Consider the following 11,283-nt stretch of genomic DNA (forward strand, 5'->3'; position numbering starts at 1 on the left):
TATTCTATACCATTTCGGAGGTTTACACAATATCTAAAGAAGTCTCAATAATTTTAAATCGTTAAAACGACCTTTCCAATGTTTTGACCTTGATAAAGAATATCGTGTGCGGCCTCAGCTTCCTCAATAGGTAACGTTTTATAAATCGTAGGCTTCACTTCACCCGATTCAACCTTAGGCCATACATTTTGAACTAAGTCTGCTAAAATTTGTGCCTTAACTTCAGGTGTGCGCGAACGGAGCGTAGAGCCAATAATTCGAACATTTCTGACATATATATTCTTAAGATCGATTTCGGTTTTTTGTCCTGCAAGTGCGGCTATCATAATCCAGCGGGCACCGTGCTTTAAATAATGGATACATTTACCCATTATTTCTCCGCCCAAACAGTCGATAGCAACATCTACAGGATGTCCGTTTTCGAGTTCTTCTTTTAAAACCTCTGCAATATCCTCTTTGGTTGTAATCACAACTCTGTCAGCATTTAAGTGCTTTATACTGTTAGCGATTTCTTCACTCAAAACAGTTGTTATCACTCTTATACCAAATGCTTTTGTCATTGGTATAATTACACTGGCCAGTCCCGATGCGCCTGCATTCATAAGCAGAGTGTCGCCCTCTTTGATATTGCCTTCAATGAATAAATTAAGATAAGCTGTTGCAAAAGCTTCGGGAATTGCGGCAGCTTCAACCATAGAGCAGTTTTTCGGAACAGGCATTAGCATATCGTATTTTATATTAGCGTACTGGGCATAACCGCCGCCTCCGAGCAAAGCGCAAACCTTATCTCCTATTTTCCAATTGGACTTTTCTTTTGCCCCATCAGCGATTTCTACTATAGTTCCTGAGATTTCAAGTCCCATCCATTCAGGACAACCCGCAGGTGGCGGATAATCGCCCTCTCTCTGCATTAAATCAGCACGGTTAAGGGCTGCTGCCTCAATTTTTACAAGGCAGTCGTCATTACCTAAAATAGGATCGGGTACATTGTCCCATCTTAAAGATTTGTCATCATTTACAAGGATTGCTTTCATTCTATATTATCCTTTCTGTTTTTAAAGATATATCGTGGCAGGTATGCAAACGGTATTTTTTATTGCTGTACTTTTCTATAAATTCTTTGCTTTTTTCTAAATCGTAGTAACAACCTGTGGGTATTTTACGGGTGATGCAATCATTTATGTAGCCTTCATCTCCTGCAAGTATATAAGTTATATCTTTAGTCGTTATCTCTACTATAGCCGAGCCGACAGAATGACCGCTCCATTTCATAACCTTGATTTGCTGGTCAATTAGGATTTCTTCTTTGAAAACATTAATAGGCATATTATCGGGAATATATTTTTTCCGTTCAAATATTCTTCCTCGGTTATGTGTACTACAGCATTTTTTAAATGCCCTAACGCTTCAATATGGTCGTGATGAGCATAAGTAATTATAACATTGGTTATTTCGTCGGCAGATAAACTGCAAAGGAAATGGGAATTACTTTTTCTTTCGAACCACCAAAATAAGCCATATTTTCAGGCAATACCGATTCTGCGTATTTTAAGCAATATAAAGATAATGATTTTTTTAACATATCACATTTCATCATAAGACACGATACCTGATTTAAAAATCAATACTGTCTCTTACGATTTTCATAATACTTAAAAGCGGTTGAGAAGCTGTCGAGAGAGCATCATGCTCATAAACACAAAGAGCCATTGAGCAACCAAGTTTTATTCCAAGTCTCCTATGCAAAGAACTTACTCCGCCCGACAAAAATAAAAACGGCGCTCCGAGTTCCTGTTTTAAAAGATTTGTAATACGCAGGTTTTCAATTTGTTGCTCCATAGTGTTTGCAGCGGTTACGATTTTAATAATATCCGCGCCCCTACGCTTTTGTTCAAATGCTATTTCAAGAACTTTTTCCGCAGGAGCAAATTTGTAAAGATGCGATGACATAAGCACTTCTGCATCCAAACTATGCAGCCTTTCAATAAGCTGCATTTGCTTTTGTATGGCTTCATCATTGTCGGTGAGTTCTTCAGGGTGTTTGCAAAACAAATCACCCATAACATCACAAAGAGTTGCTCCGTTTTCAGCAAGGGATATGATTCCGTCTGCTAACTCATCATCAGTAAGATTTTGATTAAAAGCGTATCTGTAATTTGTGACATAGCAAGGTCTGCCTTGCATTTCTGTAAATATTTTTTTATATGTATCGGGATTTTGAAATTCAGGCATTAAAGTTTCAACCTGCAATCCGTATGCATCAGCACCAAGACAGTTTGCATTTCTTATTCTGCCAATCGCTGTTTCGGGTGTTTTACATTGAAGCATAACTGTGAGCATAGGATTACTATGATTTAAAAAAGTTTTTTTCATTACCAACACCTATTCATAGCATTTCTGCCGCCGTCTATCATAATGTTTTCTCCGTTTATAAACTGACCTTTATCGGATGCTAAGAAAAGACACAAATCAACTATTTCCTGAGGTTCGGCAGCTCTGCCTAACAGGGTTTTCATATTTGCCATAGCAGCTCTTGTCAGAACCGGACCGGGTGACACACATACACAGCGTATTCCGTACTTAGAACCATACTGAGCGATAGATTTTGTAAGCCCGTACATAAGTCCTGCTTTTGAGGTGGGATAATCAATTCCGTATCCGTCACCTTCTGCACCTGTAATAGAGCCGATATTAATAATAAGACCGCTTTTTTGCTCTCTCATTTGCTTTAAAACAGCATGTGAAAAATAAAAAGGACCTTTGAGATTTACATCAATTCCCCAATCATAAACATCAATCGGCACATCGGGGAATTCAGGGTATTTTTCTCTGTCAACATTTTGTATACGCACCGCAGTACCGCCTGCAAAGTTTACCATAACATCAATAGTGCCGAATGCCTCTACAGCTTTATCTCTAGCTATGCAAACTTGATTATAATCTCTTACATCGCAAACAACGCCAATAGCCTTACCTTTTCCTTTTGCATTAATCTCACAGACCTTTTCTTTTAAAACATTCTCATTAACATCACACAAGACAGCATTTCCGCCAAGAGAAGCAAAGCTTTGCGCAAAAAGAAGACCCATACCTGATGCGGCTCCTGTTGATATTGTTACCTTACCTTCAAAATTCATACTTATTCCTCCTTTGGTTCTATTATACACTGAGTGTAAATAGCGAAAATAATACATTTTTAACTTTTTTGATACTTTGCAGCTATAAAACTTGAAAATTATTGATAAAAGTGGTATGATTTGTACGGTGATATGAATGAATTTATTTAAAAATATAATCGTTGCCGAAATTCAAAAACCTTTTACGGTTTTTTCAAAAAAAGGAAGAACAGAGCATACCGAGCAGCGCCCTTTTTACGGATTGTCATTCTGTCTTGGCGGACAAATTACTTATATGTTCAACGGCAAGAAAATTGTATCCAATAAAAATAATGCTGTTATTTTACCGATGGGTGCAACATACTCACTTCACGGGGATAAAGAGGGTCTGTTTCCGCTTATAAATTTCAAAGCGCAAAATTTTTCTTGCGATTCTTTTATTGTTATTCCGTTAGACGATTCTACGCAGCATATAAACGATTTCAATAAGCTTTCAGATTATTTCTTGCGCGAAGATAAATATCTTCAAATATTCAGCTTGTTTTATCACATGTTAGAACGCCTGAATCTTGAACAATCACATACTCAAAATCCTCTATATCCTGTAATTAATTATTTAGAAAAAAATATTTCAAATCCTGAAATCACTAATATATTTTTAGCAAAAAAGCTTGGAATCAGTGAAGTCTATTTAAGAAAATTGTTTTCAGCATACTATGGAACTACTCCAAGACAATTTATTATAGATATGCGAATCCAAAAGGCTAAATCACTGCTAACCAACGGAACACACACTATTACCTCCATTTCCGAGGAGTGCGGTTTTTCAAGTTTGTATCATTTTTGCAGAGTATTTAAGGATAAAACCGGAATGACCCCCACTGAATACGCCAAAGCTGGAAAGATTTTCCAAATATAGGTTATCAAATATTTTAGACTTGTATTTTGAAGTTTGAAACAAAGATTTGATTTTGTTTCGATAAAATAAGCAGTTATCTACAAATAAATCGGATGCCAAGAGGTGAAATAAGAAAATGAAAGAAATTAAAGTCCAAATTAATCCTTGCCTGGAATTAATGAATAGTATTCTCTTAACAAGTAGATATAATGAGTTAACTAAGCCTTACATTGGATATGGGCTTATGACAGATACAGAAAATGAATATACCGACTCAATAAAATCTTTTTTTCAAAATTATAAAAATCATAAAATTTATGAAGTTATAGAAAATATGATACCCCATGGTTTTACTTTTTCACGGCCTGTGGAAATAGCTTTATCATTAGATAGCAGAGAGCTTTCTATTCGATTCCCCTTATCACCACTATGCATTGAATATAGTGGTGGTATTATAAAAATTAATGAACTATTAGAATTATTAAAGGATTTTGTTAAAGAAAGTAATTATTTTAGATTTTACGAAAGTAAATTGTACTTCTATGACGCTTATATAAGGAAAGCAAATCAAACAGTCCGATCAAATCCGTTTGTATCAATATTAGAAAATGAATTCGGAAAACAGCAGAATTCGTATAACTATGTTATTTCATCTCTTATGAAAGGGAATTTTGGCATTTGTTTTCAAAATAGTGTAACTAAAAAAGCAGATATATTTTCCGTTTTTTCTTCTGATGATTTCAGCCTTTCACCTGCTATTTTACTTCATGAGTATTCACATTCTTTTATAAATCCATTAACAGAAAAATACCATGACATTGTGCAAAAATATCAAGGAACTTATGAAATATTAGCTAAATATAAATTACCTAATTATCTGTCAGGTTATGAAGGTTGGGAAGAATGTGTTAATGAACATTTAGTTAGAGCAATGACTATATATATACTCAGAAAATGTCAATATACTGAATTGGCAGATCAGTTATTGAATAACGATTTATATTGTGGGTATAGGTACATTCCTCAAATTCTTGAAAGATATAAATATTATGACAGCAATCGTAATTTGTATGCTAATTTTGAACATTATTATCCTATACTATTAAATGTTTTTTCTAATTATATTACCTCTGCCGAATAAATGTTTTGTATTTAAAAAAACGGTGCTACTCTTTGGAGGGATATTTCCCTTTGTGAAAACGGGATACAAGAGACATCGACTTTTATATGAACTATATCGGAATGATACAGTAAACGGAAGGCATATCCGAAAATATGCCTTCCGTTACAACTCAACTATACATCCTTATTAAGCCGGGGCTTTTTCCCAGCCCCTTGTTTTTGTTGCGCCGATCCCTCTTCTCAGCCTCTAAAATAAGCCTGTCAAGGCTCGTGACCCTCTTCTTTGGCCTGAACCTGCATAGCCCGAAATCGTTTATTCCAATGGGCCATATAGAGCATGGTTGCCAAATTGACAATTCCGTCCACGATCAAAATACAGTAGGCATATCGGTCATGGCCCCTATCCGTTTTGAATGGATAGACCAAAATCGCCAGGGCCAATCCCGCCGTCATCAGGGAAATCAGAAGTACGATCCACCATTTTTTGCTTTTCATCCGCAAGAGATCCATGGAGTATTGGAGCTTCACAATACTGTCCAAGATCATACAAAAAGCTAAAATTTGGAAAAAGATTCGGGTGAACTCCTGATTGTTCAACACGGCGAAGAGCCCAATGAGCACACAAGTCACCCCAGCCGAAAATCCGTACCGTTCCGGCTCTACGTACTGTCCGCGAATAAAATACACTGCAATGTTGATGATACCAGCCATGAGCAGCACAATTCCCAAGGCATAGCAAAGATCCATCAGCGACACATTGGGAAATAACAGTAGAATGATTCCAATGACCAAATAGCTGACGGATACACATAGGATGTTCAACCTCATATTCATTTCCCATCATTCCTCCCTTGTCAAATCAACAGAAGCTTGAGCAGCCGCCCAAGGCTAGACCTGCTGCACTCTTTGGAAAATCATGATGCCAGCATGATTTTCATAGGCCCCCAGTGGAATTTTGAGGCCGGATTTCATTAACTCCTCGCCGTAATAGCGCCGTCCGTGGTATTCATAGCAGGCGTCTTGATCCAGCCCTTTCAGCCTGAGCTTCCACTCTTCCCCGTTGTTCTTACTCTCTGTCTGAAAATGAAATAGAATCGCTCTGGAATCGTCCACAAACATCCACGCTAGGAGGTCCCCCTCAAATGGGCTTTCTAAGCGGAACATGGCGCCAAACAGAACCGTTTCCCGCAGCTGTTTATACAGCCGGACATACCGCAATGCCTGCTCTTTCACCGAATCGTTGATTCGGCTCAAGTCAAATTCAAATCCGAAGACACCTGACATGGAGACAAGGGCACTGGAATTCAGATACGGATCCTCCGGCTCTGCGTCGGGATTGATTTTGGCAATGTGGGCCGCCATGGAGCAAGCCGGGTATACAACGGATGTACCATATTGAATCCTATACCGGCCGCGCACCGTGGTATTGTCGCTGGTCCAGGTCTGCGGCATGTAGTAGAGCATCCCCGCGTCGAACCGACCTCCCCCTCCGCTGCATCCCTCAAAAAGCACATGGGGGAATTGGGATGTGAGGCGCTCCAGAACCTCATACAGCCCCAAGACATATTGATGGTATTGCATCTGCGTCTGCGTTTCCGTGATATTGCGATTGCAGTCCCACTTGACATACTCGATATTGGCCGAACCCAGCACCCGACTGACGCTTTCAACCAAGTATTGGCGCACCTCCGCGCGGGAGAGATCCAGCACCAGCTGATTCCGATTCTCTGTTCGGCCTCGCCCCTCACAGTGGAGACACCAATCCGGGTGCCGGCGGTAAAGATCGCTGTCCGGCGAAACCATCTCCGGCTCAAACCACAACCCCAACTTCATCCCCATGCCATTTATTTTTTCGGCGATTCCTTTCAGACCGGAGGGAAGTTTTTTCTCATTGACGGTCCAGTCTCCCAGCGAGGAGTTGTCCGAATTTCGCTCTCCAAACCAGCCGTCGTCGATTACAAAAAGCTCGCACTCCAGTTCCGAGGCCTTTTGGGCGATCGCCAACAGCTTGTCCTCGTCAAATTTCATCTCCGTCGCCTCCCAATTGTTGGCTACAATCGGACGGACCGCTTTTCGGTATTGGCCTCGCATCAGCCTTTCCCGGAATATTGCATGATACGTACCGCTCATGCCATTGAGGCCGGCCGGAGAGTACACCATGGCCACCTCCGGAGTTTGAAAGACGTCGCCGCTATTTAGGGTCCAGTCAAAATTAAAGGCGTTGATTCCCATGGTCACCCGCGTGGAGCCGTTGGAATGCCCCTCTATTTCAGCGCTAAAGTTGCCGCTGTAAATCAGGGCAAAGCCATACACGCTGCCGGTGGATTCATCCGCGTTTTGGTCCATCAGCGCTACAAAGGGATTGTTCATATGGCTGCTCATGCCCCGCTTGCTGTCCACCGTATAGATTCCATGGGTCACGGGCACAAATTCTATATTCGTCTCTCTCAGCCAGTCGCCGTGCAGGTGAAGCAGCTTGTAGCGGTTCCCGCTGAAATCCACGCAGCAAGACTGGGCGGAGAGAAGATGGATCGCCCCCTTGCCCTCATTGCTATATCGGACGCTGCGCGTCAGAACGTCATAGTCTTCGAAGATTGTATAGGATAGGATGACACGCACCTTAGCCAGCCTGTCATAGAAGGTAAGCTGTAGGGTTTCCGCTTCCCCCGGCTCCTCCGCATAAATATGTGGAAGGCCCTCCAGTCCAGGCTTCCCCTCCAGAACTTCATAGCCCACGTACTCCAATTCCGTAACGGTTGAGGCATCCTCATGCCGGATATGGCAAGTGGGAACTCGATAATCCCCGCCGCCAAAAACGCTGAACTCAAATTTCTGGTCCGTGAGAAAGACTTTGTTTTCGCCGGGCAGCGGGACGTGAAAGGCTGACGCCCGGTTTACCCCATATTCGTCCGGCAAATGGGTGAGATCCATGTCGTGTTCCAGCCGTTCGCCCCAATATAGGTGGACTAAATAGCGGTTTTGATAGATTGACATGACATAGCTTGTATTTTTTCCTCGGATGTGGAATTGTGTTCCGCTTACAGTAATCATGAGCACACGTCTCCTTTTCTACCAAACTTTATTGTTCCAGGCCCTATCAAGTATACCATACTCCAATGAAATGGACAACGAGAATCTAGTTTTTATCTTTTGGATTGCTTCCAAAAGCTGAAAGCAAAATCCCCACACCAGCATGGAACACTGGGATGGGGATTTTATGGAAGCGCGGCCACGGTCCGGCGCTTTATTTCGTATCCAGAAGTCCTCGCAATATCTCTTGAATTTGAGCTGGATCTCCCTTGCCCTTTGTCTTCTTCATTGTCTGACCTACCAGCGCCTGGAAAGCAGCTTTCTTGCCGCCGACATAGTCTCTCACGATCTTTTCGTTTTCCGCTATGACCTCCTGTGCCGCTGCGGAGAGGATAGCGGGGTCCTGAATCTGCTCCAGCCCTTCCTCCACAACGAGAGTCTCCGGATCGCGGTCGTCCTCCCACATCATCTGCACAAGCCGTTTGGCGGTGCCGCTGTTGATTCTGCCACTGCCAAAAAGCTGGGCGGCCATAGCCATATGCCCCGGATTGATGGGAATTCGGATCGCCTCCTTATCCGTGTGCCGCGCAATCTCAGACAAAATCAGATTCGCCAAAAGCTTAGGATACTGCGTTTTTCCCACTGCCATCTCGAAATAATCTGCCGTGGCGCGGTCAGCCGCCAGGAGTTCCGCATCATGGGCGCTAATTGCATACCGCTGCACGTATTCCTTTTTCCTCTGGTCCGGCAAAATCGGGATACTGGCCTGGATAGCTTGCAGCCGCGATGGCAAAACGCGGATGGGCACAAGGTCCGGGTCCGGAAAATAGCGGTAGTCCTGGGCATCCTCTTTGGATCGCATGGAATATGTCTTCCCCGAAGCCTGATCAAACCGCCGGGTCTCCTGCACGATGGCCTCCCCCTTTTCCAACAGCTCCACTTGCCGGCCAAATTCGTACTCAATAGCCTTTTGGATGAATTGGAATGAATTCAGATTTTTCATCTCCGTCCTCGTTCCCAGCTCTTTCACCCCTTTTTTCCGCACCGATAGATTTACGTCACAGCGGAGAGACCCTTCATTCATCTTACAGTCGGAAACTCCCGTGTAGAGCAAAATCGACCGCAATTTCTGCACATACGCCTTGGCCTCCTGGGACGACCGGATATCCGGCTCTGAGACGATCTCAATCAGGGGAACCCCGCACCGATTGCAGTCCAGAAGGGTCCCCTTCTGTTCATCATGAATCAGCTTGCCGGCGTCCTCCTCAATATGAATTCGCGTAATGCCCACGCGCCGGGTTCCCTCCTCCGCCTCCACATCCAAATATCCGTGCTCACAGAGAGGTAAATCATACTGTGAAATCTGATACGCCTTGGGCAGATCCGGATAGAAATAATTTTTCCGGTCCTGCTTGGAATAGGATGCTATGGTACAGTTCAGGGCCAAACCCGCTTTCATGGCATACTCCACCACCTGTTCATTGAGCACGGGCAAAGTTCCCGGCATCCCCATACAAACAGGACAGCACTGGGTATTGGGCTCTGCCCCAAAGGTTGTGGGACAACTGCAAAATATCTTCGTCGCGGTCTTCAGTTCCACATGAACTTCCAAACCAATGACCATCTCATAGTCTTGCCGCATTTTTGACACCTCCACTTTCTGTCCCGTTCATCTCTTGTTCCAGCGCATAGGCGGCCCTGTACAGCGCTGCTTCCGAGAGGGTCGGTCCCATAAGCTGAACCCCGATGGGCATGCCATCCGCATCCACGCCGCAGGGCATGGATATGGCGGGTATTCCGGCAATATTCACGGGTACTGTATAGATATCGCCCATATACATTTCCAGCGGATCACTGCATTTTTCTCCCAGGCCATAGGCCGTTGTCGGCGCCACAGGTGACAGGATGACGTCGCACCGGTCAAAGACGCGCTTGAAATCGTTCATGATCAGCGTCCGCACCTGCAAGGCTTTTTTGTAATACGCGTCGTAATAACCAGAACTTAGGGCGAAGGATCCCAGCATAATGCGCCGTTTGACCTCCCGCCCAAACCCTTCGCTCCGGGTCTTCTTGTATAATTCGTCAATATCCGCGTACTCCGCCGCCCGGTATCCATACCGGATGCCATCGAATCTGGCCAGATTGGAGGAAGCTTCCGCGCTGGAGATCACATAGTAAGCCGCAAGGGCGCTCTTCATGGACTCCATGGATACATCCACCAGTTCAGCGCCGAGCTTCTCGTAGAGGGCCGCTGTCTTTAGGATTCTGTCTTTGACAGCAGCGGATAAGCCCTCGCCAAAATACTCCCGGGGAATGGCAATCCGCATACCCTGGACTCCCTTTTCTAAGTCTCGGGTGTAGTCCTCCGCTGGGTGGGCCAGACTCGTGGCATCCCGGCAGTCATGCCCCGCAATGGCGTTTAAAATCAGAGCGCTATCCCGCACGGTTCTTGTCAATGGACCGATCTGATCCAAGGATGAGGCAAAGGCCACAAGGCCATATCGGGATACGAGACCATAGGTGGGCTTCATCCCGACAATGCCACAGAAGGCGGCGGGCTGGCGTATGGAACCCCCCGTGTCAGAGCCCAGGGCAAACGCCGCCTCGCCAGCCGCCACCGCCGCCGCAGAACCGCCAGAACTTCCGCCTGGGACGCGCTGGGGATTCCGAGGATTTTTTGTGGGATGAAAGTACGAATTCTCCGTGGTGGAGCCCATGGCAAATTCGTCCATATTGGCTTTTCCCAGCATAACAACCCGCTGATCCGTCAGCTGCTCCATAACAAAAGCATCATAGGGCGGGACAAATGACGCCAGCATCTTTGACGCACAGGTTGTCTTGACTCCTTTTGTGCAGATATTGTCTTTTATCGCTGCGGGGATGCCCGCCAGCAAGGGCAATGTCTCGCCCTGCGCGCGGAGTGCGTCAACCGCCTCCGCCTGCTGCAAAGCCGTTTCTTCCGTAATGGTGATATAGGCGCCGATCTCGGGATCTACCTGCTGGATGCGGTCCAGATAGATCTGAACTGTCTCCTTTGCCGATATTTCGTTTGCTCCCTGTAATTGGATCAGCTGATCCACCGTCGCACTGAATCCATCTGTCATGGCTGCTTCCCTC

At 44.4% G+C, this 11,283-nt stretch carries 10 protein-coding genes; 2 read left to right on the forward strand and 8 right to left on the reverse strand.

Annotated elements, in window-relative coordinates; translation table 11 throughout:
* Positions 1 to 53 precede the first annotated feature (53 nt).
* The 4 genes from H8730_RS10320 to H8730_RS10335 form a co-directional block, all read right to left on the reverse strand.
* Positions 54 to 1,034, reverse strand: coding sequence for an NAD(P)H-quinone oxidoreductase (locus H8730_RS10320; RefSeq protein ID WP_177716953.1), 981 nt, complete (start codon positions 1,032 to 1,034; stop codon positions 54 to 56).
* Between the two features lies 1 nt (position 1,035).
* Positions 1,036 to 1,272, reverse strand: coding sequence for an MBL fold metallo-hydrolase (locus tag H8730_RS10325; protein ID WP_177716955.1), 237 nt, complete (start codon positions 1,270 to 1,272; stop codon positions 1,036 to 1,038).
* 342 nt (positions 1,273 to 1,614) lie between these two features.
* Positions 1,615 to 2,373, reverse strand: coding sequence for a type I 3-dehydroquinate dehydratase (locus H8730_RS10330; protein ID WP_177716957.1), 759 nt, complete (start codon positions 2,371 to 2,373; stop codon positions 1,615 to 1,617).
* Positions 2,373 to 3,137 carry an SDR family NAD(P)-dependent oxidoreductase gene (locus H8730_RS10335; protein WP_177716959.1) on the reverse strand — a complete coding sequence of 255 codons (765 nt, stop codon included), beginning with the start codon at positions 3,135 to 3,137 and terminating at the stop codon, positions 2,373 to 2,375. Before H8730_RS10335 ends, H8730_RS10330 begins: the two co-directional genes overlap by 1 nt.
* A 136-nt stretch (positions 3,138 to 3,273) precedes the next feature.
* Here H8730_RS10335 and H8730_RS10340 point away from each other — a divergent pair, with 136 nt between their 5' ends.
* Together H8730_RS10340 and H8730_RS10345 are read left to right on the forward strand one after the other, a co-directional pair.
* Positions 3,274 to 4,035, forward strand: coding sequence for a helix-turn-helix domain-containing protein (locus H8730_RS10340; RefSeq protein ID WP_177716961.1), 762 nt, complete (start codon positions 3,274 to 3,276; stop codon positions 4,033 to 4,035).
* A gap of 115 nt (positions 4,036 to 4,150) precedes the next feature.
* Positions 4,151 to 5,155, forward strand: coding sequence for a DUF4932 domain-containing protein (locus tag H8730_RS10345; RefSeq protein WP_177716963.1), 1,005 nt, complete (start codon positions 4,151 to 4,153; stop codon positions 5,153 to 5,155).
* A gap of 242 nt (positions 5,156 to 5,397) precedes the next feature.
* On the opposite strand, the gene H8730_RS10350 is transcribed toward H8730_RS10345, so the two are convergent.
* From H8730_RS10350 to gatA, 4 genes are all read right to left on the reverse strand, one after another.
* Positions 5,398 to 5,970, reverse strand: coding sequence for an HdeD family acid-resistance protein (locus H8730_RS10350; RefSeq protein WP_177716965.1), 573 nt, complete (start codon positions 5,968 to 5,970; stop codon positions 5,398 to 5,400).
* Positions 5,971 to 6,024: 54 nt separating this feature from the next.
* Complete coding sequence (locus H8730_RS10355) at positions 6,025 to 8,187, reverse strand: alpha-galactosidase (protein ID WP_177716967.1); 2,163 nt, start codon at positions 8,185 to 8,187, stop codon at positions 6,025 to 6,027.
* 193 nt (positions 8,188 to 8,380) lie between these two features.
* Positions 8,381 to 9,808 carry an Asp-tRNA(Asn)/Glu-tRNA(Gln) amidotransferase subunit GatB gene (gene gatB, locus H8730_RS10360; RefSeq protein ID WP_249289798.1) on the reverse strand — a complete coding sequence of 476 codons (1,428 nt, stop codon included), beginning with the start codon at positions 9,806 to 9,808 and terminating at the stop codon, positions 8,381 to 8,383.
* On the reverse strand, positions 9,792 to 11,270 hold the full coding sequence (gatA, locus tag H8730_RS10365; protein WP_249289799.1) for an Asp-tRNA(Asn)/Glu-tRNA(Gln) amidotransferase subunit GatA: 1,479 nt from the start codon (positions 11,268 to 11,270) through the stop codon (positions 9,792 to 9,794). The genes gatB and gatA overlap by 17 nt, the downstream gene beginning before the upstream one ends.
* Positions 11,271 to 11,283: the final 13 nt, after the last annotated feature.

It is taken from the genome of Bianquea renquensis, assembly GCF_014384895.1.
GTDB lineage: Bacteria > Bacillota > Clostridia > Lachnospirales > Bianqueaceae > Bianquea > Bianquea renquensis.

Excerpts from the sequence above, each read along its gene's own strand:
- H8730_RS10320 (WP_177716953.1), bottom strand. The coding sequence starts at position 1,034 with ATGAAAGCAATCCTTGTAAATGATGACAAATCTTTAAGATGGGACAAT.
- H8730_RS10325 (WP_177716955.1), bottom strand. The coding sequence starts at position 1,272 with ATGAAATGGAGCGGTCATTCTGTCGGCTCGGCTATAGTAGAGATAACG.
- H8730_RS10330 (WP_177716957.1), bottom strand. The coding sequence starts at position 2,373 with ATGAAAAAAACTTTTTTAAATCATAGTAATCCTATGCTCACAGTTATG.
- H8730_RS10335 (WP_177716959.1), bottom strand. The coding sequence starts at position 3,137 with ATGAATTTTGAAGGTAAGGTAACAATATCAACAGGAGCCGCATCAGGT.
- H8730_RS10340 (WP_177716961.1), top strand. The coding sequence starts at position 3,274 with ATGAATTTATTTAAAAATATAATCGTTGCCGAAATTCAAAAACCTTTT.
- H8730_RS10345 (WP_177716963.1), top strand. The coding sequence starts at position 4,151 with ATGAAAGAAATTAAAGTCCAAATTAATCCTTGCCTGGAATTAATGAAT.
- H8730_RS10350 (WP_177716965.1), bottom strand. The coding sequence starts at position 5,970 with ATGAATATGAGGTTGAACATCCTATGTGTATCCGTCAGCTATTTGGTC.
- H8730_RS10355 (WP_177716967.1), bottom strand. The coding sequence starts at position 8,187 with ATGATTACTGTAAGCGGAACACAATTCCACATCCGAGGAAAAAATACA.
- gatB (WP_249289798.1), bottom strand. The coding sequence starts at position 9,808 with ATGCGGCAAGACTATGAGATGGTCATTGGTTTGGAAGTTCATGTGGAA.
- gatA (WP_249289799.1), bottom strand. The coding sequence starts at position 11,270 with ATGACAGATGGATTCAGTGCGACGGTGGATCAGCTGATCCAATTACAG.